This is a genomic window from Enterobacter cancerogenus (genome assembly GCF_019047785.1).
Classification (GTDB): domain Bacteria; phylum Pseudomonadota; class Gammaproteobacteria; order Enterobacterales; family Enterobacteriaceae; genus Enterobacter; species Enterobacter cancerogenus.
In genome coordinates this window covers 3501827-3526859 of sequence record NZ_CP077290.1, presented here as the reverse complement: position 1 = coordinate 3526859, position 25033 = coordinate 3501827, and the positions used below count along the sequence as shown (strand labels likewise).

Sequence of the window (25033 nt, the reverse complement as noted above, 5' to 3'; positions counted from 1 at the left end):
TACTCAGTGTGCTGCCGCAAGCCCGACGGCAGGCGCTTCGACGATCACGTTGCTCAGATGACCGATGTGTTCGATCTCCACCTCAATGCGATCCCCCTCTTTCATAAACAGCGGCGGGTTGCGCTTTTTCCCTACGCCGCCCGGCGATCCGGTGATGATCACATCCCCCGGGCTGAGGCGGGTGAAGGTGCTGATGTACTCGATCAGCTCCGCAACCTTATGGATCATGCTGCTGGTGTTGTCCTCCTGCACCATGCGGCCATTCAGCCAGGTGCGGATCGCCAGCTGGTGCGGGTCCGGGATCTCATCCGCCGTCGCCATCCACGGGCCAAACGCCCCGGTCTGACGCCAGTTTTTCCCGGCGGTGAACCAGGTGTGCTGCCAGTCGCGGGCGGAGCCGTCCATGTAGCAGCTGTAGCCCGCCACGTGGCGCAGGGCGTCGTCGCGGCTGATGTTCTCCCCGCCTTTCCCGACGATCACCGCCAGCTCGCCCTCATAGTCGAATTCGCGGGAGTGGCGCGGTTTGATCACCGGCGCGTTGTGGCCGGTCTGCGAGTCCGGGAAGCGCACAAATAGCGTCGGTGCCGGGTTGTGCTGGTCAAACTCCTTGCGCTTGTCAGCGTAGTTCATGCCGACGCAGAGGATTTTTTCCGGCTGCTCAATCACCGGTAAAAAGGTGATGGCGCTCATCGGGACATCGACCGCATCGTTAAGGTACCGGGTAGCCTGCGCCAGCCCGTTTCCCTGCAATAGCGCCTTGAGGTCGGCGTAGCGATCGCCCAGACGGCGGCCTAAATCAATGATGCCGTCGGCCTGGACAATGCCGTAGCTGCGTTTACCCTGATATAAAAAGCTTGCGAGTTTCATTGTTTTTTCCTGAAGACTTAAACGAGGAAGTTGCCCAGTATCAGCAGAGAGACGGAGACGTTAATCGCCCCACCGATACGGGTAGCAATCTGGGCGAAGGGCATCAGGCTCATGCGGTTGCCTGCGGTCAGAATCGCCACGTCGCCGGTCCCGCCCTGCCCGCTCTGACAGCAGGAGACGATGGCGACATCAATCGGATGCATACCAATCTTTTTGCCGACGAAGAACCCGGTCGCCACCAGCGCGGAGACGGTGCTGACGATCACCAGCAGGTTGCTGAGGGTGAATGCCGCAACCAGTTCGTGCCACGGGGTGATCGCCACGCCGACGGCAAAGAGGATGGGATACGTTACTGACGTCTGGAAGAATTTGTAGACCACCTGCGAGCCTTCAAGAATGCGCGGCGACGCGCCATTGCAGAGCTTCACCAGCACCGCCATAAACAACATGCCAACCGGCGCAGGCAGGCCAATCAGCTTGTGGCCGAGCATACCGAGCATATAGAGCAGCACCGCCAGCAGCGCGCCGGAGGCTATGGTGGTGACATCCGCTTTACCGGAGAACGCAGGCTGCGAAACGGTAGTATCGGCGTTGGCGCGGTTTGGCATCAGCTGGCCTTCACCGGTCAGGTGCGGGTAGCGTTTCCCGAGCTGGTTCAGGCAGCCGGAGATGATGATGGCGGTCAGGCCGCCGAGCATCACCATCGGCAGCACGCGACCAAGCGCCACGCCCTGATCCATATGCAGCAGGGTGGCATAGCCAATGGAGAGCGGGATCGCCCCTTCCCCCACGCCGCCCGCCATGATCGGCAGAATGATAAAGAAGAAGATCTGGAACGGCTCCAGGCCCAGCGCCAGACCGACGCCCATCCCGACAATCATGCCGACGATTTCCCCGCACAGCATCGGGAAGAAGATGCGCAGAAAGCCCTGAATCAGCACCGTGCGGTTCATGCTCATGATGCTGCCGACAATGATGCAGCAGATGTAGAGGTAGAGAATGTTGGTGGATTTGTAGAATTTGGTGGTGGATTCAACCACCACGTCCGGCAGCAGACCGTAGTAGACCAGCGCTGACGGGATAAAAGTGGCGCATATCGCCGCCGCGCCCAGTTTGCCGACAATCGGCAGACGTTTGCCAAACTCGCCGCAGGCAAAGCCGAAGAATGCCAGCGTGGCGACCATCACCACGATATCGCTCGGCAGCTTGCCGCCCAGGCAGTCAATGGCGATCAGCACGCCCGCCAGCACAAACAGCGGCAGCGGAATAATCCCGACTTTCCAGGTATCCATAATATGCCACCAGCGCTCTTTGAGCGAAGGCCGTTGAATATCAATCGGGTCGTGGGTAACAGAGAATGAATTGTCAGTTGTGCTCATAATAAGCCCCTTCGTTATTTTGTCCGTTGAGCTTAGAGTCACAAAGGCTTACTTTATGTGAGGAATGGCATATTAAAAGCGAAGTTTTTATGGCCGCTATGGTTTTTATGGTTTCTATTATTTAATGTGATTCACACCTTATTTATTGGCGTGGTTTTTATGGTTTTTATTGCCGATTAAACCTGTAAGCGACACGCAATATCGCACCATTAAGATAAACCTTAATTATCGGATTTACCGGACCACCAGCGCTGTGCAAAGGATCACAAGTTTCAGGCAAACCCCGCGCCAGCAGGGGAAAAGATGTTATATTCCTTTTTTCCATTGATGCGCTGCGTGATAATGATGAAAGTCTCCTTCCAGATAAAGCTGTTTATTTCCCTGGTCGCCTTTTTCTCGGTGCTATTTGCCCTGCTGGGGGGATATTATTATGTGGACGTGGGCAGGCAGCTTTATCAGGAAATGAGTATGCGCGCCAGAATACAGGCGGAAGAGATCGCGCTTATTCCGAGCTTACGTCAGGAGGTCGCAGAGAAAGATATCCGCGGCATTCAAGAGTTCATGAAAAAAATAGCCGCGCACAGCGACGCCAGTTTTATTGTCATCGGTGACGATAAAGGGCTGCATCTTTTCCACTCGGTATTTGCGGACCGGGTCGGCAAAACGCTGGTCGGCGGCGACAACGAAGAGGTGCTGCGCGGCAAAAGCACCACCACCATTCGCAAGGGCGGTCTCGGGATTTCGCTGCGCAGTAAAGCGCCCATTTTTAACGACGCGGGCCGCGTGGTGGGGATTGTGTCGGTGGGCTATCTCACCAGCTATCTCGATACCATCACCGTCAACAAAGTGATTAACATTCTGATCGCTGCCGTGCTGCTGCTGATTGCCCTGTTTATCTTCTCGTGGTTCTTTACCCGCAGCATTAAAAAGCAGATTTTCTCTCTGGAGCCGCGCGAAATCGGCCTGCTGGTGCGCCAGCAAAAAGCGATGATGGAGTCCATTTACGAAGGGGTGATTGCCATCGACAGCAACCTGCGCATTGAGGTGATCAACCAGGCCGCGCGAAAACTGCTGGGGCTGAGCCAGCCCGCCCGCGCGCTGCGGGGGAAACCGATCAACCAGGTGATCGACCCCGTCCCGTTTTTCGCGGCGCAGACGATGCTGGCGAAAGATACCCATGATGAGATTTGCCGCTTTAACGATCTCACGGTGATCGCCAGCCGGGTGCGCATTATGCTGGAAGACTCACTCCAGGGTTGGGTGATAACCTTTCGCGATCGCAATGAAATCGACTCGCTTAGCGCCCAGCTCAGCCAGGTGAAGCGCTATGTCGATAACCTGCGCATCATGCGTCATGAGCAGTTGAACCGCATGACGACGCTTTCCGGCCTGCTGCACATGGGCCGCTACGGCGAGGCGATTGACTACATCCAGGCGCAATCGGAACACGCCCAGGAGCTGCTGGACTTTATCTCCTCACGCTTTAGCTCGCCGACGCTGTGCGGCCTGCTGTTAGGCAAAGCCGCGCGGGCGCGCGAAAAGGGCGTAGCGCTGTCGTTCGACCCGGCCTGTCGGATCGATAAACCATTCCTGCCGCTGCTTGAGGAGGAGCTGATATCAATCATCGGCAATCTGCTGGATAACGCCATTGAGGCGACGCAGCGCGCCCCGCTGCCGCATGAGCCGGTTGAAGTGCTGATTACGCTAAACGAGCGCGAGCTGATTATTGAAGTGGCCGACCAGGGGGTTGGCATCAAACCGGAGATCCGCGACCAGATATTTGAGCGCGGCATTACCACCAAAACGCGTGGGGATCATGGTATTGGCCTGTACCTGATCGAAAGCTATGTCACTCAGGCTGGCGGCACCATTGAAGTTGCTGATAATTCGCCGCGCGGCGCAATATTTTCGCTGTTTATTCCCGCCACAGGAACCGCCCGGCGACCCGCGCAGGAACTGGAAGATACTGACTATGCAACATGAACTTATCGACGTACTGATCGTTGAAGACGAGAACGAACTGGCGCAACTGCACGCGGAGCTTATCGCTAAGCATCCTCGCCTGAGGCTGGTAGGCATTGCCTCGTCGCTGGCGGACGCGCAGGTACAGCTGGAGAGCAAGCGTCCGCAGCTGATGCTGCTGGATAACTACCTGCCGGACGGCAAGGGCATCACGCTTATCGGCAACCCCATGCTGACCCGCGCCAACTGCTCGGTGATTTTTATCACGGCCGCCAGCGATATGGACACCTGCAGCCAGGCGATCCGCAACGGCGCGTTTGATTACATTCTCAAGCCGGTCTCCTGGAAGCGGCTTAGCCAGTCGCTTGAGCGCTTCGTGCAGTTTGCCGAGCAGCAGCGCGTCTGGAAGATTGTCGACCAGCAGAACGTGGATTCGCTTTATCAGCTTCAGGCCAAGAACTACCGCCTGGATAACGGCAGTAAGGGGATTGAGGAGAACACGCTGGCGCGGGTCCAGGCACTGTTCAACGATAAAGCGGCACACTGTTTTTCAGTGGATGACGTGGTGAGTGAAACCGGCCTGAGTAAAACCACCACCCGACGCTATCTGGAGCACTGCGTGGAGGCAGGTTTTTTGAGCGTGGAGATGTTGTACGGGAAGATTGGGCATCCGCGGAGGATGTATAAACGGGCAGAAGCCTGACTGTTTTGTAGGCCGGGTAAGCGTTAGCGCCACCCGGCGATTTGCACGGTGGCGCAAGCTTACCGGGCCTACGTTCGGGCAACGGGTTTACCTCAACACATACCCATACAGCCGCTTAATCCCGTCCGCATCTTTTTCGCTGTAGACCCCCTGCAACTCCGGCGAGAAGCCCGGCAGCATGTTCACGCCCTCTTCCAGCGCCAGGAAGTAGCGCTGCACCGCCCCACCCCAGACTTCACCCGGCACCACGCACAGCACACCCGGCGGATACGGCAGCGCACCCTCAGCGGCAATACGCCCGCCGGCGTCGCGAATGCGCACCAGCTCGACGTTGCCGCGGATATACTCCTGATTGGCATCCTGCGGGTTCATCATCACCGACGGCAGACTCTCCTTGCGGAACATCGCCTTTTGCAGATCTTTGACGTTAAAGCTGACGTAGAGATCGTGCATCTCCTGACACAGCTGGCGGATGCTGTAGTCGCGATAGCGCACCGGGTACTTCTGGTAAATGGTCGGCAGCACGTCCGCCAGCGGGGTGTCGTCTTCAATGTGCTGCTCAAACTGACCCAGCATTGCCACCAGCTGCGCCATCTTCTCAGCACTTTCAGCCGGGGTCAGCAGGAACAGGATCGAGTTAAGATCGCACTTCTCCGGCACGATGCCGTTTTCGCGCAGGTAGTGCGCGAGGATGGTCGCCGGAATGCCAAAGTCCGTGTACTCGCCGGTTTCAGCATCGATCCCCGGGGTGGTCAGCAGCAGTTTGCACGGGTCGACAAAATATTGATCCCGGGCGTAGCCGTCAAAACCATGCCATTTCGCGCCAGGTTCAAAGCTGAAGAAGTGGCGCTCGAGAGCGATGGTCTGCGTCGCGTGATCCTGCCATGGACGCCCACCCACTACCGGCGGGATAAACGGCCTGATCATACGGCAGTTGGCGATAATCGCCTTACGCGCCTCGATGCCCAGCTCGACGCATTCCGCCCACAGCCTGCGCCCGCTCTCACCCTCGTGGATCTTGGCGTTAACGTCCAGCGCGGCAAACAGCGGATAAAACGGGCTGGTGGAGGCGTGGAGCATAAAGGCGTTATTGAGCCGCTTATGCGGGCAGAACCGCGCCTGGCCGCGAATGTGGTTATCTTTTTTATGGATCTGCGAGGTTTGCGAGAACCCGGCCTGCTGTTTATGCACCGACTGGGTCACGAAAATGCCCGGATCGTTCTCGTTGAGCTCCAGTAACAGCGGAGACGTTTCCGCCATCATCGGAATAAACTGCTCGTAACCGACCCAGGCAGAGTCGAACAGGATGTAGTCGCACAGGTGGCCGATCTTGTCGATCACCTGACGCGCGTTGTAGATCGTCCCATCATAGGTGCCAAGCTGAATGACGGCCAGACGGAACGGTCGCGGCTGATCGGCCTTTTGCGCCGCGACCTCGCGGATCTGGTCACGCAGATACGCCTCGTCAAAACAGTGCTCGTCGATACCCCCGATAAAACCGAACGGGTTACGCGCCGCCTCAAGATAAACCGGCGTCGCGCCCGCCTGGATCAGCGCGCCATGATGGTTAGATTTATGGTTGTTGCGGTCAAACAGCACCAGATCGCCGCGCGTGAGCAGCGCATTGGTCACCACTTTATTGGCGGCGGAGGTGCCGTTCAGAACAAAATAGGTTTTGTCGGCATGAAAGACTTTTGCCGCGAACTTTTGCGCGTGTTTGGCGGAGCCTTCATGAATCAGCAGATCGCCGAGCTTTACGTCGGCGTTGCACATATCGGCCCGAAAGACGTTCTCACCGAAGAAATCAAAGAACTGCCGCCCGGCCGGGTGTTTTTTGAAAAACGCCCCGTGCTGATGCCCCGGGCACGCAAAGGTGCTGTTTCCCATCGCCACATACTGGCTGAGCGTGTCAAAGAAGGGCGGCAGCAGGTTTTCTTCATATCGACAGGCGGCGGATTCCAGTTCCAGGAACTCCTGCGCTTTGCCCGTCATCACCGCCATCACCCCGTCAGGCACCTCTACAGGCTCCGGCGAGAACAGAAAGACCGGTAGCTGGAACCCGGTGCGTTTCAGCAGCGCGAGAATGCCGCTGCAACTGTCAGCGACCGTAAGAACGACTGCCGCCACGTCGGTAAAATCGGTGTTATCCAGCGTCACCTTTTCGCGATGCGTGGAGACCAGGGAAACCAGCTCGCGGCTGACGGCAATTTTCAGTGATTTCATAAACGCAAATACCCGTTGCAGGGGGAAAATGGCCCCGGACAGAATACCCATTCTGCCGAAAGAGGTGCCGGGCGAAGCACCTCTTCGCCAACCGACAGCATCATTATGCACGATCTCATTCAAAATCAGGCAGAGAATGGCGTCTTCATGCCATACTGATGCACAATGAATGATTAAATAACAGGAGCTTACCGTGGTCATTGGCCCTTTTATCAATGCCAGCGCCGTATTACTGGGGGGCGTTCTTGGCGCCGTATTAAGTCAGCGATTGCCGGAACGTATTCGCGTCTCTATGCCCTCCATTTTTGGTCTGGCGTCGCTGGGTATCGGGATCCTGCTGGTGGTGAAATGCGCCAACCTGCCGGTCATGGTGCTGGCCACCCTGCTCGGCGCGCTGATTGGTGAGTTTTGTTATCTCGAAAAAGGGATCAATAGCGCGGTCAGCAAAGCCAAAAACCTGATTGCCCGGCCGGGCAAGGCGAAGAGCGGCTCACACGAGACGTTTATCCAAAACTATGTCGCCATCATTATTCTGTTTTGCGCCAGCGGCACCGGAATTTTCGGTTCGATGCAGGAAGGGATGACCGGCGATCCGAGTATTTTGATTGCGAAGGCGTTTCTCGATTTCTTCACCGCCACCATTTTCGCCACCACGCTCGGCATCGCCGTCGCGGCGATTTGCGTGCCGATGCTGCTCGTTCAGCTGGCGCTTGCCACCTGCGCCACGCTGATCCTGCCGCTCACCACGCCAGCGATGATGGCAGACTTTACCGCCGTCGGCGGCCTGCTGCTGCTGGCGACAGGGCTGCGCATCTGCGGCATCAAAATGTTTGCGGTGGTCAATATGCTCCCCGCCCTGCTGATCGCCATGCCGCTTTCAGCGCTGTGGACACACTTTTTCGCTTAAGATGACGACGAAGTGGTGAGAGAGTGCGCAGTCTGCAACGAAAACCACAAAATTCGTTGACGGCGGGAAGTGAATCGGGTTTAATGCGCCCCGTTGCCCGGATAGCTCAGTCGGTAGAGCAGGGGATTGAAAATCCCCGTGTCCTTGGTTCGATTCCGAGTCCGGGCACCACTCATTCATAAGAACGGACCTCCACGGAGGTCCGTTTTTGCATTCTGAGCCCGCCAAAACACATAGCCTCAACCTGCTCCTGTGCTCTCCCGGTTTGTCTCCCCTGTCGTTTCTGGCAGGGTGCCCGCAGCCTCACGCCTCGGTCTGTCCTTACGCCTGTTTACCCTGAGTTTGCGCGTGTAGGGTGTCCCTCTGCTGCGTGTTCATATACTGCATCCATAAACGATACCAGGCCGCATACTCGTTAAAAAAAATCGCGACGTTTTTAATTTTGAGCTTATGCAGTGCGTTTAACTTATGGGTACTCACCGTTTTTTCGCTGACGTGCAATTTCATTGCAATATGCTTTTGGCTGATCCCTAAACAGATCATCCTTATTATCAGCGCTTCTCTGGTGGTCATTTCCTTTGGATGTCGTTGCTTCGCGCAGCCGAAACGCCATCCGCTTAATAGCATGCTGAAAATGTTGACCCCTGCCGTTCGATTTATTAATGAACGTCGACAGAGGATAAAAGCAGATACCGGATCGGAATAGATAAGATGCTTGATCTCATTGTCATCAAGCACATAAATATAGTCTTGCCCGGTATCAAATATGATCAGGCTCTCAGGTTCAGGAATATTAAGATTAATGGATAGGGCCTTAAGGCCAATCACGAAAAATGAATCCCCAGAAAAGATCTGCATTGTCTCTCCATGAAAAGTGGAAAATAGCTTCCTCCTGACATTCTGCCCCGGTGGCGATCTGCGCGACCGGGGCAGTGGCTTAAGGGGTGTTAAAAATGATATTTGAGGCCAACCATGGCCGCAGCATCGTGATAGCCTTTATCACCCACCTGGACGCCGATATTTCCCCAGGTGTTCAGCCGCGGGTTGATCTGCCCTTCAACGCCTGTTTTGATTTCGCCCAGATTCCGCGCACCCGCCTGGTAAACGCTCACATCATCCATCTTCGTGCCAAAGTCACGGGTGTTATGGATCCAGTTAAGCTCAACGTAAGGCTGGAATACGCGTTCCTTATCGTTATCCATCGCATGGTGGCTTTTCAGGAAAGTACGAATGCCCAGCCTGGTGCGGATATTCCCGTCGCCTTCGCTTTGAATGCGGGTGCCGTTTGCCTCATGGAAATCATCGGCTTTTACCCCCATCCATATCGCCTGCGCCTGAGGCTGGATGAACCATTCGTTCAGCGTCCCCTGGCTCCCCGTGAATTCACCGAGTTTCTGCGTATAACCCGCCTCCAGCGACGCGGTGAACCCCCGGGATTTGTACGATTCACTCGCTAATTCTTTACCCTCAACGCTGTTAGTAAACCAGTTGTACAGCAACCAGCTGTCCACCCAGGCGCCCTGTGACGCCGGGGCATTGGCATACCAGGTGGCGTAACCCCCTATGCTATACCCCTCCACGGAACCGCTGGCGCGGTAGCCACTCATTACGCTGCGCGTCGAACTGTGGTTATTACCGTAGCCCGCCATAAAGCCGACATGCCAGCGATCGACGCCATCCCGACTCCAGCGCGCCACGTCGCCGCCCATCTGCGCCACATAGCGATTACTCTGGGTTGTCAGCTGACCGCTACCGTCATGCCAGCCGTTATGGCCGCCGACCTGACGCAGCCACAGGCTGGTGACTTCAGGCTGTGCCGACAAGGCATCCACAAACCCAGGCTCTCCCAGTCGGTCGTGCAGACTCATTGCAAACAGGGTATTGGCTGCGGCGATATTGGCGGTGTAACTGCCCGCTTCCGGACGAATCACCGGCGTTTTTCGTTGCGGATCCGGCGTAGGTTCAGGTTTCGGACCCGGCTCAGGCGCGGGAGTGGGATCGGGGTTCGGACCAGGTTCAGGGGCTGGCGTAGGTTCTGGAGTAGGTTCTGGCTCCGGATCAACCGGTGTCGCCTGGCTGGTCAGATACCAGTTTTCGCCCTTTTGCAGGAGGGAGTAATCATATGCGCCCGCCACAATACGGCCCGACTGCACGAAATTGCCGTAAGAGCGTCCGCCAACGTCAACAATCTCAATGCCTTCAACGGTTTGCGCACCGTGCCCGCCCAGGTTATTGATAGCGACATAGGTCGTCCCCGCCAGCACGTCACCGCCGACGATCAGTTTATTACTCGGCGAGCTGTCATCCCCCAGCACGCTGTTAAACATCAGCGTCCCGCCGTTGCCGGCATAATCCCCGGTCACCGTCAGAGTGTCCACCGCGTTACCCGCAGAGAAGGCGATGGTGCCGTTGTTGGTCAACTGGCCGACAACCGAACTGCCGCTCATGTTCCAGCGGCTGGTATTATCCAGCGCCAGCGACGTTGCGTTATCGACTGCGCCGTTCAGCACCGAGGCTGACGTCAGGTCAACCGCCACGCTGTTGGCAACGTCCGAGGAGGTAATGTCGCCATTCAACTGGCTGTTAGCCGCCGTTAAGGTCACGGTGCTGTAGAGGTTGTTAGCAGGATCAGCTGCATCCTCATAATGGCTCACGTTCATCACCTGACCGTTGCCGCCGCTGAGCGTAGAGTCGTTTACCGTCAGCGCCAGCGTCGTGGTGTCAGCATTAATCGCCTGCGCCTGCGCGCTTTGCAACGTCACATTATTCAGCGACACGTTATTGCTGAGCGTGGTGGAGTAACCATTCACATACAGCCCGGCTGCCGCATCGCCAGACGTTACGATCGTGCTGTTGCTGATATCCAACTGCCCTGCGCGGCTCCATAGCCCAAAGCCTTGTTTGCCGGTGGTCTCTATGCGCACGTTATCGGCGGTAATAGCCGAACCCGGGTAGGCCAGTAGCCCTGCCGCAAGTTCACCGTGCGTGGTGATATCGCTGTTGGTTAAGGTTCCCTTCCCACCGGTTGCGGCAAACAGGCCGGCCCCGCCGGTACCCTGGGTAGTAATGGTCAGCTTATCGCCCGTGAGCTGCTGCCTTCCGCTATACAGCGCATAGGCGTTAAGCCCCTCGGTCTCAAGGGTACTGTTGGTAATGGTTGCCGATCCATTCTGCGCATTCAGCGCGATTGCGCGATCGCCTGCGGTAGAAAGGGTGGCGTCGTTTATATTGACGGAGGAGTCACTGCTGACGACCCACACCGCATCGCTGTATTTACCCTGCGTTGCGTACCGGCCTCCATCAATGTTTACTGTTGCGGCCTGATTGGCATTCACCGCATAGCTACTGTCGCCGGTCGTTGTGGCGGTGGTATTGGTCAACGTTAAATCACCCGCCATAACCTTGATGGCGTCGCCGCTTTCGGTGGCAATGGCGCTGTCGCTAAGCTGCGCGGTAGCGAAGCCTTGCGTTGACCAGGTCCCGTCCAGATTTAGCCCCATCGCGTTATTTTGAGCGGCGATCGTGATATCAGAAAGGGTGGCAGAGCTATTGTTCGCAAGATAAATGCCGCTGGCAGCGTTACCGCTAACATTAATCTCCAGATTGTCGCCGGTGAAAACGCTATCGTCTATCCACGCCCCGCCGCCGCGCGTTCCGCTGCTGGTGAGAAAAAGCTGGCTGCCGTTAAATTCCGCGCCGTTTTTTGCCTGGATAATAAAGGCACCGCTTGTGTCATTTACAAGCGTCAGATTTTCGAAATGGAGTTTTCCTCCATCAACGACAATAGTGTTACTATTTGCGGCGCAAACAGAATTACTTACAAAAAGATAGATCGGTAACGCACAGAGTAAACGATGCCACTCACCCTGACTGGTGTGATAATTATCCATAATGTTGCCTTTCACTAATCCATTTATAAACACAGCGTGTTTCTTTCATTACACCCGCATCTGGCGACGAACGAAGCGTAACGATAAAACTCGGCCTGATTTGAGGCGCCCATTTTACGACTGGCGTTACGATAATGGGTGCTGATTGTCTTTCGTGAGCGATTCAACATTCGTGAGATATCGCCGCTGTTGTAACCCCTGCCAATTAAGAGCATGACATCGGTTTCCGCATCAGAGAGCTGTGCGTATTTCTTCAGTCCAAAACTCCAGTAAGCATCTTTCTTATTGAAATGAACATGATAGTCCGCAGTCGCGATCGCCAGAATTTTACCGATCTTCATCGATACGTCATTGAGCGTTTGATTGCGGGCCAAAAACGGAACATGCAACGTGAGCTTTTCTGGCTCCCTGGTATCTTTAAGCCAGCGGTCGCTATTACTACGAATTTTCTTCCTGTTCAAAACATTAATCGTTACAAAATCATCATAGAAGATGATATTAGCGTCATCCTTACTCATTTCATCTGTTGATAATGCAAAACGCGCATCATTCAGACGTTCGTTTGGCATTTGACTCAAAATTAAGGATTTTACCCCTAACCCACGATAATAGTTAGAATCCATCAACAATATATTCAACATATTCCACACCCATGTGTTGCATTCCCTTTAAGGCAAGTTATCTCCGGAAACAGCAAGATAAACAATAAATGCAATAAACTGCATTCGCTAGCGGGAACAGATCTCCAGGAACTTTACAAATTAAGACAAAGCTCACCTCGATATTATTCAAAAACCTCTCTCTTGGTAATGGCTATCAAACATTTTAGGATAATTCACCAAGAAAATTGCCCAAGGAAAGATCTTAATTTATAGGGTAAATTTCTCTATTTAATATAAATTCACATTAATTAAAGAAGTTTCAAATCCACCTTTTCTGACTCCATGTCATAACGGCCATTCATACACAAATCTACCGGGTGGGGCTGCCAGTCAATTAGACCTCTAATCTCAAAAGCAATAACGGCATGTCTCGTCATCTGTTCCTTTTCCTGCAATGAACGCACCAGCAGTGTTTCAGGGATAATACGCGGTTCGAAACGTATGATAGCCTTACGAATAGCCTGCTCGATAACCTGCCAGTTATTACGATTTTCATGCCTGCCGATCAGCGCCGGAATACCATAATTAAGCACCGATTCCGTTACTGCTTTATAGCGTTGCTCGTTGAGCGTATCCTCGATATTTGTATGATTAATTAAATCAGCAATATCTTTTTGAACCAGCTGACGTATCGTTTTAACATCGACAGGTCTGGCGCGATCGTGTGGGCTTTTAGGTTCGTCATCCTGTAACCGCTCAAGAAGTGTAGGAAGATAGCGGCCTTCTCTGGTAAAGGACTTATTCGAATACAATCTCACCCACCTCCATGATCGAATGCTCACAGCTGTCGGTAATCAGTACCTTACGGCCATGGCCGAGAATGAGCAGATCGGACAGCATCGACCACTCTGTCTTTGACCCCAGCTTATAGTCCTGGCCATCATCCGCCATAATCGGGTAGCGCGCCGGAATGAAGCCAAAATACTCCTCCCCCGCGACGTTAACGGAAGCTTGTGTCCAGAGAAGGTCGATCAGATCTTTCGGTTTTGAAATACGCAGTTGCTGGACTTCAGAGAACGGCAGCCAACGATATCCACCGGCGCAAATAAACTCGCACACAGGCCCGAGACGCCCGTCACTGTCTGCAATCCAGGTAAATTCGCCCAGGGTATCACTTTTACCACGGCTTTCCGGAGCAAGTTCAAAGGCTTCAGATCGCGTGATATCTGATAGCGCCATATTGCCCTGGCAATATTGTCCGTTGGCCTCGTGTAGTTTCGCCATCCACTGCGGCATATCACCCTGTAATGTTGCGGCCAGACGCTCGCCGGATAAAACCTGCGTGCGCTGCATTTCACTAAAGACGAGATTTTTATATAACTCACACTGTTTTTTCATTTCCTCATCAAGTAGCGATAATGTCTGCAGCTGCAGTAATGCGCTATCCCACGCGCCATCGACGCAATACAATTTAAACAGCACTTCCCGGGCTTTGAGATCGTCTGGCGATGCCTTCACCTGCGAGAGTACCTGCTCCAGTAAATTGTTCAGAGAAGAGGTTTTCAGTGTTTCAGTTAATGTCGTAATATCCTGCATGATAGTAACTCCTGTTATTAATAGTGAGAATCGAGGCCAATTTTGTGGAAATCACGAAACACCAGTTCGGGTACCTGATTCATTCCTTTCGCCACGATCGGGTCGGGTGACAGAGATTTGAGTAAATCGATTTTTTCTTCTTCGGCAAAAATATCGTCCGCGATGCCGCTGCTTTCAAAATCGGGCCAGACCTTTTCCATCAGAAAAGTTCTGTCGACAATACATTCCGTTAAGGTCTTTTCTTTAAGACATTCTTTTACGCGGTCAAACTGATTATCAGTTTTAATGAGATAGGCGGCTTCGTTGCTGACGTTATCGTAATACTGGCGTCCCTGCTCTTGCCAGATAAGGAACCGTTTGTACTCGATTTCAAGCATTTTCAATACATCATCACTGTTTCGTTGCGCGATAACGTTATTGAAATAATGTAAGTCATTTATATAACTGCCGCCGTTCGGCAAAATCTCTTCTACTTCGGGGATCTTGTCCGTTGCCTGCCATGTATTATCCGCACCGATAAACGGCAACAATTCCTGATGCGCTAGCGCGTCGTCGTCGTCCGTGACCATCTCAAGCCTGAAGTGTCCTGCCTGAAGATAGCTGCCGACGCGCAGGGGTTGGCTCTCGCCATAGCAAAGCTCTACGCCATCCAGCAAACAGATGGCGTTAACGCAAAAGTTCCGCATGACCGGACGGGTTAAATGCCAGTAAAAAGCCACCGCATCTTGCCCCTCCGGCACCTGGCTGTGGGGTCCAAAGACCCCACTGCTTACCTCTAACGCGATGGCCCGATCCGCCGTAATACCTTCCTGCAGCGACACGGGCTGGCGCGATGTGGGCCATTGAAAACGGAACTTCATCTCGTTAACCGATATAGACATCGCCAGAGCCCGTTATGACAGCCGCCCCGCACCCGGTGACATCGCCCAGTCTGGCGGCCGGAACGCCGTTGATAAAGACCGATCCTGATCCGACTGCCACGGGTGCGGCACCATGTAACAGCGCGCATGGCGCGATACTGACGCCCACCATCGCGGCGGGAATGCCGTTAACGTAGACATCGCCCGACCCGGAACATAAGGCGCCACCGTGAGCGGTAGCATCTCCGACACGTGCTGCGTTTTGCATATTTCACTCTCCTTTGAAATTAGTGGGTGACGACGAAATGTATTCGTCGCCAGATGCACATTAGGGTTCAGGCGTTGCGCTGCCTGTCTCCGTTGGCGTTTCCGTCGGAGTCTCCGTTGGCGTTTCCGTCGGAGTCTCCGTCGGCGTTTCCGTTGGGGTTTCCGTCGGGGTCTCCGTTGGCGTCTCCGTCGGGGTTTCCGTTGGGGTCTCCGTCGGCGTTTCCGTCGGGGTCTCCGTTGGCGTTTCCGTTGGGGTTTCCGTCGGGGTCTCCGTTGGTGTCTCCGTCGGAGATTCCGTTGGTGTCTCCGTCGGAGATTCCGTTGGCGTTTCCGTCGGGGATTCCGTTGGCGTTTCCGTCGGGGATTCCGTTGGGGTCTCCGTCGGGGATTGCGTCGGCGTGTCCGTAGGTGGAATCGTTGGCGTTGGCGTCGGCAGTGGCGGTAACGGAAGCACAACGCCAAACAGCGCTGAAATCGCAGGGAGGCCCGGCAGACCAATCATTCCGCCGCCGCCACCTCCCCCGCCGCCACCGCCGCAGTTATCGCAGCAGTCGCCAGGGTTAAGCTCGACCGTGCCACCCTGAATAATGACCTGATCGGAACCGACGATTTTGATCTTCTTCGCCGAGATCACCAGCTCGCCGCCCGCAGTGAGCGTCATCGCCCCTCCCGCAACGGTGGTGCTTGCTCCGCCGACCGCCAGAGAGTGATAACCCCCCACGTTGACCTGATGAGCACCGCCAACGGACAAAGAGTGGTAGCCGCCTACGGTCGTCATAAACGCACCGCCGACGTTAATTCCTTTCGCCAGCGCCACGTTATCGGTCTGGCCTCCTCCCACCTGAATGGCCAGCGCGCCGCCGATCATTGCGCTACTGTTGCCGATCACATCCGACATATAGTTCGCGCCAACAAACAGGTTTCGCGACAGGCCGACATTCACGTTGGAGTTCATGCCAATCGTCTGATCCTCGTTTTGCTTGGTTAGACGCGTCATATTGCGCTCGGCCTGTTCCCAGTACTGTTCAAGCCCGGGCTTATCTTCAAAGCGAATGCCGTTAAAGTTGCTGCGCCCTCCGCCCACGGTGCGGCTGACCAGCCCGCTCTGCGTGGCGTTTACCGGCAAATCCCACGGCGGCATCGTGACGTTGTTGTACAGGCTGCCAATAATCAGCGGCCTGTCTGGATCGCCGTTAATAAAGTCGACAATCACTTCATGACCGATACGGGGAATATAGATCCCGCCAAAGTTATTGCCGGCCCAGGCCTGGCTCACGCGTAACCAGCAGGAGTCGGACTCTCTGTTTTTACCGTAGCGATCCCACAAAAAACGCACTTTTACGCGGCCGTATTCGTCGGTCCAGATCTCTTCGCCATCAGGCCCCACAACGATAGCCGTTTGCGGTCCGCTGGTTTTCGGCTTGGGCACCGTCATCGGGTGGCGATAAATTTTGGTGGTTGGCTGAACGGTAAAATCGCAGTGATAGCGGAACTCATCCACGCCGGTCACCTGATTAATCTCTTCCACCAGCAGATGGCTTCGCAAAATCATGTATTCGCGGTTCGCTTTTTCGACGGGATAATTCACCAGTTCAAAGTCACACCCGCAGGCAATACCGCGCAGTTCGCCGGATCCTTCGCAGCGTGAGCCGAGCGCCCCGCGCTCTTCCATGCGCACCCGCGCCAGCTGCTCACCAATAGTGGGCTGCTCGTAATCGCCAGGCCAGTGGAAGATCTCCATATCGTTGAAACTGGTTTTACGCGGCTTGCTGTCCAACGCCATGATATCGGCGCGTGATTTCGTAAAATCATAATCATTGGTGACCCATTTCCCGGAGGTAATCGTCTCCTGGAAATGGAACTGGCTGATATATTCCTGGTCCATCTTTGGACGATCGGCAGCATACTGAATCACGTGATAGGCTTCACTCGGGAAACGTTTATGCGCCCCGACGTTATCCACCAAAATCAGTTTGTGGTGCTGTTCAGCATGTTCAAAGAACCAGTAAATACCCCACTCTTCCATTAACCGTTCAATAAAATTGAAGTCGGTTTCACCATACTGAACCTGGAAATCCAGCAGCGGATAACTTCCCGACAATCTTTTTTCTAACGGGAAGTTATATTCACCTAACACCTCATCAATAATATCCACCACGCTTTTTTGCTGGAATATCTTGAAATCAGAGGTCAGTTCTGCCAGATGTAGCCATGGGCGAATCACAATCTCATAAAGTGCCTGATTACCATCGCGTCCGATATAACGGGCGCGTTGCACTATTCCTGAGATTTCCCGGGTATCTTTACCAATAGCAAAAATATCCCCCAGACCGTTGCCATCCAGTTCAATGGTGACGGTCATTTCTTTGCCGATTAACGCTTTTAAATCGACATTCGACGCGGCCTGCCAGGGAATTAACGGGTTAGCCGGGGTTTTAGCCGTAATCACATAGGAGTACAGGGACGACAGCGCTTCTTCGCCATCCAGCTTAGAGATGACCAGAGCGGTATCGCCCAGCAACGACGGCATCGCCGGACTGCTTAATGTTATAGTACGTGACATATATTCACCTGATACGTTGTGAATCCAATATTTTTCTGTGTCGACTTTCCCGCCATAACCATATTCCTGACTCGTTTAACAGACAGTCAGGCCAGTTTTTCCATGGCATAACGTCAACTCCATCGCTTTTCCGGATGCAATAGTCTTCCTGTGATCCCTCCCTGAGTAAGGCCTGCGAACGCGTTTTAAAACGCCAGGCTGGCGTCAGCGCAAAAGACTCCCAAAATGGCGAATAGGCACGCTGCAATGCCGTGCGCCATTGCCGCAGCAAGGGTGTGTTGCGGGCAGAAAAATCCTTTTCCTGTACCATATTTAAAATTCTACTCATCCAGAAGGTCAGCGGAAATTCAGCCTGCATGTTCTTATTCAGCCACTGGTGTGAGACCGCGCTGTACATCCCAATAAGCCTTTTTTCACCGTGTTCATTACAAAGAACTTTATACGCCCCGACATAATGATATTTATCCTGTGCAGTGCTGGACGATATGACAAAACACCACGGATATGCCGTAGACAAATATTCGTCTGTCATTGCTGCCGCCATGTTTGTCAGAATTTTTTGAGAAATAAAAGCCTCCGTCTGGCGCTGTTTTTTTCTCATTCTGACAAACGGACTGGCACGCGACTCACCACCAAGTAAATACAGTCGTAGAGACATCTTCCCCTCGGATTTAATATTCGCCAGGACAACGAAAATCTTTCAACATATCCACAACCAGCTGATCTTTGAAGGTTAACCCCTGGACCTCGAGGTCGGCACGTCTGGCGTCCAGCGAATAACGTAAAATCAGTTCATCATTGTCGGTTGAGGAAATATCGCGGGCGCTATCCAGCCAGCGTAAAAGCGACCATGGACCGCTAAACATCAGCGCCGAGTTCCCCGTCGCGGCCCTGGGGGTCACATTCATTGTCGTTTTTGATACGGCGCGTGACGTTGGCCAGACGACCGACGTTGATGAAACCGGCCCGTGTGCATAATTCACCTGCTGACCGTCAAAATTCATATTGAGCTGCGTAACCGCCGGGTCCAGATGCAGAACCGAAATATCAAACGCGAGCGCTAGCTTCCGGCCATTCTCGCCCTGGAAAAAGGCTTCGCGTATTTCTGCCGCCTGCTCGAAAAACGCCAGCATATTCGCATCATCCGTCTCGACATCGCCTTTATAACGCCACGGCTGCGAAGAGGTATCGACTTTATCCGCGAGGTGTTTTTTGTAATATTCATCAACAAGGCCGCCCACGCCAAAAAAGCGTTCAAAGTCTGCGCGTTTAACTTCACGCGTGGTATCGGCGAAAGGATAACGTCCCTTAAGCGTGGTGCGGCAAACCTGTCCGATACTCTCCTCAATGCCTTCATTGCTTCTGGCAATAGCCTCCTGGCTGGCGTGATGGTAAACGCTGTCCAGCAGCGGCCCCACCAGGTGGCTCAGCGGATCGGGCCAGGTTTGCGATTCGGCACTGATTTTCAGGGCCGTGTTCGGCAGCGACGGTGAGTTCCCGTTTTTCAGCGCATCGTCGTAAATCACAAACAGCGTGTACTGCTCGCTTAACGCCCCCATCAGCTTGCCCAGCTCCGCGCCGGTCATCGCCGGGCTTCCATCCTGCGCCAGTTCGCGGCTGCCGGTGGCAAATTCACGCAGCGCAGCGAACGGGTTATCCACCCGCTCCCTGAGCAACTTCTTTTCCATGCTGGCGTAAGCGAGGCTCACCTTCTCCGCCGCATTCAGAATTCGCCCTTTGGTGCTGACGTTATCCAGCAGCGATTTTTCATCGCTTTTCACCAGCGTCGTCTCCTTCACAATACGCTGAATGAGATTCACCAGCGGCGAGTTGGAGGCGCTGAGCGTACGCAGCATATAGATATTTGCCGTCACGCCTGCCATACCGTAATCCTGCGTGAGCACATTCTCTTTAATGCGAATATGGCTCAGAAAATCCTGCCAGCGCTGGGTATATTCATCCAGATAGAGGGCAAGGATTTGCTGCTGCACCGGGTTAACCAGCGTGCCGTCGTTGCCGATGGCTATTTTGGGGGGCGCAGCGTCCGGCTTCGCTTTTCCCAGGACCCAGGCATCCTCATGCGCTAACAGCATCAGCCCCGGACCCATTTTTTTTTTAAACGCCTCGTAATACCCGGCTCGGGTAAAAAGGCCGGGAATGGCGCTCTCGCTATAGTCATCGCTCAGGGTAAACAGGTCGCCGCCCTGGGATTTAGCCATTTCACCGAGGGTTAAATCCGCTGGCGCATCCTGCGCCAGCGAGGCTTTGATACGCCCGTAAAGGCGGCTGGCTAAGTCTTCGCGTTCCAGCACCGCCCGCGCGTATTTCAGCAGCCCTTCATCCGCATCCTGACCAAAACGCCTCCACTCAGGCACGGCAAAAAGCTGGGTCAGATGCGAGACAAACACCTGACGTTCTTCATAGGGCTGGAGCTTGCCATTTTGCTCCCACAGTTGGGTAATGCTGGCGATCATCTCCTGCTTGTCGAACTTGCCCTGGCCGGAGACCTGCAGATAGAGCTTTAACAGGCTGTAGATGCGCGTAGCGTCACTGCTATCAATCGCATCCTGTAACGCCACCACCACCTGCTGCTGGATTTGCGGCAGCAGCAGTCGTTGCAGGAAATACTGATAGAGCGAATCCGACGCCGTCGCCACGTCCGTGCCGGTATACAGCCCATAACGCCATGACAGTAACGGGTTGAACACATCCAGCGTGCCGTAATCTGGCAGCGAGCGTGACATCGCCAGCAGACGCGGCAGCATGGTGTCGTTCGCCGCCTGGTTAAAGCGGTTAACTTCGCCGCGCAGCGCAGCCACTTTTGTCTCGATGGCATCCAGATAACCGCTGTTGTTGTGATAGCTGTTATAGAAGCCGTTCAGCAAAATAAAGGCGATCACAATGCACAGCGTATGTCCCAGGAAGCGTTGCAGGCGATACTTTGACTGGTTGGCCAGGTTATAGCGCGCCAGATGCAGGTCTTTAACGATCACCTCGCTAAAGGGCTGTTTAAGAAAGTATTGCCGCCCATAGGAGACATCGTTTATCAGGAAGTCCTGGTCATCTGACTTCGCGCTCAGCGATGCCATCACCTCCGGCGACTTATGCTCGACGTAGTTTGACCAGTGGCGAATCACGCTCTGGTTATTCAGCAGGTTAAAATCGATCGGCTGATGGCTGCTGCTAAAATAGATGCCGCGCAGCTGGGTATAGCTTTGCGTTTCATCGTAGCGGGAGGCAAAAAAGATGTTATGCACCACTTCCGCCACCATCCCGGAAAGCAGATGGAAATCTTGCGGTAACGCGTACATCTTTTTGCGATCCCGGTGGTCATACTCCTCCTGCTGACGCACGATCATTTCGCGCTCCAGACGCTCTTCAAGCAGGGAGAACTCCTCGGCGATCTGGCTACGCAGCCCCGAAACGGAAGCGCTTTTGGCATCGCCATAAGGGAACGTCACGCCCCAGACCTGCTCGCGCTCCTGATCGGTCAGGATCCTGAAATATTCGGTAAAGCCTGGTAACTGATCGAGTTTCGTTACCAGCACATATACCGGAAAACGCACGCCCAGCGTCTGACGCGCATCCTCAATTTTTGCCCGCAGGCTGGCCGCCAGCTCAAACAGTTCGGCTTTATTGCGGCACATCACGTCGGCGGCGGAAAAGGTCAGCACCACACCGTTAATCGCCTTCACCGGACGGTGTTTTTTCAGCGCTTTCAGGATCGCGCGCCACTCGCTGAGGTAAGTTTCCGGCTCACTGATGTATTTCCCGGAGGTATCAAGCCAGATCGCGTCATTAGCGAACCAGCACTCGCAGTTGCGGGTAGGCGAAGCCGGTTTCCCGACCTGATTCAGCTGCTCAGGCAGCGGGAAATTCTGGCCGGACGCGAGGATCGCTGACGTTTTACCGGCACCGGCGGTGCCGATCATCATATACCAGGGCAGCACATCCAGCGGCTTACGCGCCAGGATCACGCGCTGGAAAAACGACAGCGTGCCGTGGCTTTTATTGACGTAATTAACCGCATTACTGATGACCGCCATCACTTCCGCGCTGTTATCATCCGCGACCGGCCCCTTATTGCGGGCAAACTTATTCAGCAACGTCGGGTTGTCTTTCAGCGCCAGCAGTAATAACCACAAGCCGTATAACAACGCGACCAGCAAAATAACGGCAATGATCGCCAGCCTGACGCTCACCGGCGCAACAGGCCAGCTTTCACCCACCAACAGGAAGGGGCCAAAGACCCAGACAACCACGCACAGCGTCGCGGTCAGCGCAATAAACGCGGGCCAGCCCAGCCAGAGGCAGACCAGGCAAAATGCCGCCAGCAGAATAAAAATAATGCGCGATTCAATGCTCTGCAGAGGACGAGATTCACCAAATCCAAAGAAGGGTCCCAGGAACCAGATGGCGGCGATCAGTAAGGCAGCACAGCACACAATCAGCAGCGTCTTCATAAACCGCGTGGTGAAGACTCTATTTAAATAAGACATTGTCGTCCTCGTTAATACGTGACAAAAAACTCGACACGGCGATTCTTCGCCCTTCCCTGAGCCGTCGCATCGGACGCCACGGGTTGACTACTCCCCACGCCGCGGACTTTCACTTTGCTCTCAGGCAGCCCAGCCGAAATAAAATATTGCGCCACTTCCGCCGCGCGTTTTTCCGAGAGCACAACGTTATTAGGCAAGCCTGGCCGACTGATTGGCGTGGCATCCGTATGACCGACAATCACCACGTCGCCGTTCACGCGTCGGACTTCGCTGGCGATACGTTCTATGACTTTCACCATCTCAGGCTGAACACGGACAGATCCGGACAGGAACAGCGCATCCCCTTTCAGCACTACTTTGCTCTGCTTCTGGCCCTCATCCACGCTCAGAAGCTGCTGCCTGATTTCGTTACGCAGCAGCACCGCCAGCTTCAGACGCATGGCAGGTTGCGCCACGGGCACGCTGAGGTTTTGCATGGCATAGATGCCATTGGTGATGCCGTCGGTGCGCGACAGTAACCAGAATTTGCACCAGAGAAACGACGACGCCACCAGTACGCCAGCGCACAGCGCGCTTAGCCGCACGGGAATGACAATCTTCTCGCGCACCGCAGGGCCGTGCGGCTGTAGCCCATGCGGCGACAGTGCGGGCGGAGTGGTGTTGCGCGTGCTTTGGATCAGGGTCAACAGGCGCTGGCGGATCTTGCTGAGCTGGCGGTCACCATCTTCAATAATGCTGTAGCGTCCTTCGAACCCCAGCCCCAGGATGCGCAGTAAAACCTCCAGCACATCCGCGAATTCAGTGGGATTCATGGAGAGGCGGCCAACCAGCAGGAAGAATTTATTCCCGCCGTCGTTGTCCCCTTCGAAGTGGTTCAGCAGGTTGCTCTGCGACCAGCCCGCCTCAAGTCCCCATGCCGTGGTATGCGCCGCCTCATCAAGCGCGGTGCACAGGCAATACCGTACTATCGCCATCTTTTTCCACGGGATGTTCACCTCGTCGCAGACAACGCCGAACAGCGTGATCTGGCTTTTAAGGGTATTTTTGAGGATCTCAACATGGGTAATATCGTTAATCTGCTCCGGCATATCGCCAAGCGCGCGCAGCAGCGGCTGCGCGGCTTCCAGCAGCGGATTCTCCGCCGCCTTCACGCGTAAGATCCGCTGCTGCACGCTTTCGCTTTTCAGCGCGTGTTCGCCACGTGGCGTAGGGTCGCCAACCGATCCTGTTTCCCCTTTCGACGTTGCTTCCGGCTCCTGTATCCAGTCGCCCTGCTCATCCAGAAGGAACTTACCCAACGCCTGCGGCGAGCTGTCTTCGAACTCCGTCGGTTCCGCGGAGACTTGCGGGTTGATATCGTCTTTCATCAGTTCCTGATTCCCCAAAGTTCCATCTTCAGGCCAGGGAACTCACCCGCAATGTGCAGTGCCAGCGCGCCGGTGGTTGAAATCTTGTCCCAGAAAGGCCCATTTTTGAGCAGTTCAAAATAGACGTAGCCCGTGCTGTAGGGGATCTGACGCGGCGGTACCGGCAGCCCCTGCAACACCAGGCCCGGCAGGTGCGAGCGAACCAGTTCATGGAGCTGTTGCGGCGCGCTGATTTTGGCCTGCGCCTGGAACTGCTGCTGCAATACGTCCATCGGCAGCTGCGCATGAACGGCCAGCACCAGATTTGAGAACGAACGCAGCTCGTTCGGCAACATCGAAGCAGCCCAGACGCCGTTGCCTTTGGCCTGCAGATCAATAAGCTGCCCGGCGCGCACCAGGATCTGGTTCAGCAGGTCATGCACATCGTCGACCAGGGGACGAATGGAAGGATAAAGGCTGGCGTGGTCATAGCCCGGCGCGCTCTTGGGACGACGCGTTTTGGTGCGCACAAAGGTTGAAAGCTCGCCCGCCAGCTTCGCCAGCTCTTCGTAAAGCACGATGGGCGGCAGTTCCGGAATATGGCGCAGGTGGTCGAGAATCGGCTCGTATTTATTGAAAATCTGCAGCAGCAGATAATCCACCACTTCGGAGCTGGCGCTGGCCTTGCCGTCGGATGCCGACAGGCGGTGCGCCAGCATCCCGGCGCGCATTTTGACCAGACCATTAAGGTGGGTCAGCCATTCGCTCAGCAGCGGGTTCGCCGCATAGCCGGTGACGGGCGGGATATAATCGTCCAGATGTAACAGCACGCTGCCATCGGGCTGAATGGCTTTCACGCGGGTCAGCGGCAGGCCAATCCACGATTCGGTCATTTCCGTTTGCGACATCAGCCTGAGACGCAGTTTGGCCAGCTGAACCGGCTTCGGCCCCTGGCGAATCGCATTGGTGTCGCACAGTTCCGTCTCTTGCGCGCGAAAACGCGCCAGCGAACTGGCGTCATGCTGGCTGAAGATTGTCTCATCGCTATTATCAAGGCGTAACGGTACCGCCAGATAAATCGTCTTGCCCAGATGTTCTGGCAAAATCGTTAGCGGCTCGGGTAAATCGGCGTGGTCGGGCACATCAAACGGCGTGCCGTCCGGCAATACGCCGCGTGCGGTACGCAGCACCAGCTTGCCATACGACAGCGCCTCGCGGTCGATTTCATACTGCGAGAATCCCCAAAAGAAGGGGCTCAGGGTCGATGCTCTTTTATGTGCGTAGTATTCAAAATAGCGTTCTTGCTGTTGAAAAAGCTGCGGACGAAGAAACAGCCCTTCACTCCAGACGACTTTATTCGTTCTCACGG

General features: G+C 54.8%; 18 protein-coding genes and 1 tRNA gene. 4 read left to right on the top strand and 15 right to left on the bottom strand.

The window, feature by feature from the left end; all coding sequences use genetic code 11:
* Positions 1–3: 3 nt before the first annotated feature.
* Entirely contained in the window at positions 4–867 is an 864-nt protein-coding gene (locus I6L58_RS16645; protein ID WP_006178470.1) for a fumarylacetoacetate hydrolase family protein, read from the bottom strand.
* A 17-nt stretch (positions 868–884) separates the two neighbouring features.
* Positions 885–2246: a 2-hydroxycarboxylate transporter family protein gene (locus tag I6L58_RS16640; protein ID WP_006178471.1), complete on the bottom strand. Its 1362-nt coding sequence runs from the start codon at positions 2244–2246 to the stop codon at positions 885–887.
* A gap of 345 nt (positions 2247–2591) precedes the next feature.
* On the opposite strand from I6L58_RS16640, the gene I6L58_RS16635 reads away from it, so the two are divergent.
* Positions 2592–4229, top strand: a complete 1638-nt coding sequence (locus I6L58_RS16635) for an ATP-binding protein (RefSeq protein WP_058608648.1) — start codon at positions 2592–2594, stop codon at positions 4227–4229.
* Entirely contained in the window at positions 4219–4911 is a 693-nt protein-coding gene (locus I6L58_RS16630; RefSeq protein ID WP_006178477.1) for a response regulator, read from the top strand. Before I6L58_RS16635 ends, I6L58_RS16630 begins: the two co-directional genes overlap by 11 nt.
* A gap of 87 nt (positions 4912–4998) precedes the next feature.
* Here the strand turns inward: I6L58_RS16630 and I6L58_RS16625 are convergent, their stop codons facing one another.
* Positions 4999–7134, bottom strand: coding sequence for an ornithine decarboxylase (locus I6L58_RS16625; RefSeq protein WP_088208679.1), 2136 nt, complete (start codon positions 7132–7134; stop codon positions 4999–5001).
* Between the two features lie 193 nt (positions 7135–7327).
* Between I6L58_RS16625 and I6L58_RS16620 the strand changes: the two genes are divergently transcribed.
* Both I6L58_RS16620 and I6L58_RS16615 read left to right on the top strand, forming a co-directional pair.
* Positions 7328–8041 carry a DUF554 domain-containing protein gene (locus I6L58_RS16620; RefSeq protein WP_088208553.1) on the top strand — a complete coding sequence of 238 codons (714 nt, stop codon included), beginning with the start codon at positions 7328–7330 and terminating at the stop codon, positions 8039–8041.
* A 95-nt stretch (positions 8042–8136) separates the two neighbouring features.
* A tRNA-Phe gene (locus I6L58_RS16615) sits at positions 8137–8212 on the top strand.
* 150 nt (positions 8213–8362) lie between these two features.
* Here I6L58_RS16615 and I6L58_RS16610 read toward each other — a convergent pair.
* The 12 genes from I6L58_RS16610 to tssK form a co-directional block, all read right to left on the bottom strand.
* Positions 8363–8899, bottom strand: a complete 537-nt coding sequence (locus I6L58_RS16610) for a response regulator transcription factor (RefSeq protein ID WP_006178480.1) — start codon at positions 8897–8899, stop codon at positions 8363–8365.
* An 89-nt stretch (positions 8900–8988) separates the two neighbouring features.
* Positions 8989–11931: an autotransporter outer membrane beta-barrel domain-containing protein gene (locus tag I6L58_RS16605; RefSeq protein WP_088208552.1), complete on the bottom strand. Its 2943-nt coding sequence runs from the start codon at positions 11929–11931 to the stop codon at positions 8989–8991.
* A 23-nt stretch (positions 11932–11954) separates the two neighbouring features.
* On the bottom strand, positions 11955–12554 hold the full coding sequence (locus I6L58_RS16600; RefSeq protein ID WP_227658119.1) for a helix-turn-helix domain-containing protein: 600 nt from the start codon (positions 12552–12554) through the stop codon (positions 11955–11957).
* A 287-nt stretch (positions 12555–12841) separates the two neighbouring features.
* The gene (gene tssE, locus I6L58_RS16595) at positions 12842–13345 is read right to left on the bottom strand and encodes a type VI secretion system baseplate subunit TssE (RefSeq protein ID WP_006178484.1); all 504 of its coding nucleotides are present in this window, start codon (positions 13343–13345) and stop codon (positions 12842–12844) included.
* Complete coding sequence (locus tag I6L58_RS16590) at positions 13332–14129, bottom strand: type VI secretion system accessory protein TagJ (RefSeq protein WP_006178485.1); 798 nt, start codon at positions 14127–14129, stop codon at positions 13332–13334. Before I6L58_RS16590 ends, tssE begins: the two co-directional genes overlap by 14 nt.
* A 17-nt stretch (positions 14130–14146) precedes the next feature.
* Positions 14147–15010, bottom strand: a complete 864-nt coding sequence (locus I6L58_RS16585) for a TagK domain-containing protein (RefSeq protein ID WP_088208551.1) — start codon at positions 15008–15010, stop codon at positions 14147–14149.
* Complete coding sequence (locus I6L58_RS16580) at positions 14994–15257, bottom strand: PAAR domain-containing protein (RefSeq protein WP_006178487.1); 264 nt, start codon at positions 15255–15257, stop codon at positions 14994–14996. Before I6L58_RS16580 ends, I6L58_RS16585 begins: the two co-directional genes overlap by 17 nt.
* 60 nt (positions 15258–15317) lie before the next feature.
* Entirely contained in the window at positions 15318–17819 is a 2502-nt protein-coding gene (locus I6L58_RS16575; RefSeq protein ID WP_217060235.1) for a type VI secretion system Vgr family protein, read from the bottom strand.
* A gap of 4 nt (positions 17820–17823) precedes the next feature.
* Positions 17824–18477, bottom strand: a complete 654-nt coding sequence (locus tag I6L58_RS16570) for a T6SS protein Cts1T (protein ID WP_167519828.1) — start codon at positions 18475–18477, stop codon at positions 17824–17826.
* 13 nt (positions 18478–18490) lie between these two features.
* Positions 18491–22318, bottom strand: a complete 3828-nt coding sequence (gene tssM / locus I6L58_RS16565; protein ID WP_233500310.1) for a type VI secretion system membrane subunit TssM — start codon at positions 22316–22318, stop codon at positions 18491–18493.
* 11 nt (positions 22319–22329) lie between these two features.
* Entirely contained in the window at positions 22330–23685 is a 1356-nt protein-coding gene (gene tssL / locus I6L58_RS16560; RefSeq protein WP_088208548.1) for a type VI secretion system protein TssL, long form, read from the bottom strand.
* A complete protein-coding gene (tssK, locus tag I6L58_RS16555; protein WP_006178493.1) occupies positions 23685–25031 on the bottom strand; it encodes a type VI secretion system baseplate subunit TssK in 1347 nt (448 codons plus the stop codon). Before tssK ends, tssL begins: the two co-directional genes overlap by 1 nt.
* Positions 25032–25033 lie beyond the last annotated feature (2 nt).

Bases quoted from the DNA above. Each gene is read 5' to 3' on its own strand.
- I6L58_RS16580 (WP_006178487.1), bottom strand. From the start codon at position 15,257: ATGCAAAACGCAGCACGTGTCGGAGATGCTACCGCTCACGGTGGCGCC.
- tssM (WP_233500310.1), bottom strand. From the start codon at position 22,318: ATGTCTTATTTAAATAGAGTCTTCACCACGCGGTTTATGAAGACGCTG.
- I6L58_RS16625 (WP_088208679.1), bottom strand. From the start codon at position 7,134: ATGAAATCACTGAAAATTGCCGTCAGCCGCGAGCTGGTTTCCCTGGTC.
- I6L58_RS16630 (WP_006178477.1), top strand. From the start codon at position 4,219: ATGCAACATGAACTTATCGACGTACTGATCGTTGAAGACGAGAACGAA.
- I6L58_RS16575 (WP_217060235.1), bottom strand. From the start codon at position 17,819: ATGTCACGTACTATAACATTAAGCAGTCCGGCGATGCCGTCGTTGCTG.
- I6L58_RS16610 (WP_006178480.1), bottom strand. From the start codon at position 8,899: ATGCAGATCTTTTCTGGGGATTCATTTTTCGTGATTGGCCTTAAGGCC.
- I6L58_RS16605 (WP_088208552.1), bottom strand. From the start codon at position 11,931: ATGGATAATTATCACACCAGTCAGGGTGAGTGGCATCGTTTACTCTGT.
- I6L58_RS16645 (WP_006178470.1), bottom strand. From the start codon at position 867: ATGAAACTCGCAAGCTTTTTATATCAGGGTAAACGCAGCTACGGCATT.
- I6L58_RS16600 (WP_227658119.1), bottom strand. From the start codon at position 12,554: ATGGATTCTAACTATTATCGTGGGTTAGGGGTAAAATCCTTAATTTTG.
- I6L58_RS16570 (WP_167519828.1), bottom strand. From the start codon at position 18,477: ATGTCTCTACGACTGTATTTACTTGGTGGTGAGTCGCGTGCCAGTCCG.
- I6L58_RS16585 (WP_088208551.1), bottom strand. From the start codon at position 15,010: ATGTCTATATCGGTTAACGAGATGAAGTTCCGTTTTCAATGGCCCACA.
- I6L58_RS16590 (WP_006178485.1), bottom strand. From the start codon at position 14,129: ATGCAGGATATTACGACATTAACTGAAACACTGAAAACCTCTTCTCTG.
- I6L58_RS16635 (WP_058608648.1), top strand. From the start codon at position 2,592: ATGAAAGTCTCCTTCCAGATAAAGCTGTTTATTTCCCTGGTCGCCTTT.
- tssL (WP_088208548.1), bottom strand. From the start codon at position 23,685: ATGAAAGACGATATCAACCCGCAAGTCTCCGCGGAACCGACGGAGTTC.
- I6L58_RS16640 (WP_006178471.1), bottom strand. From the start codon at position 2,246: ATGAGCACAACTGACAATTCATTCTCTGTTACCCACGACCCGATTGAT.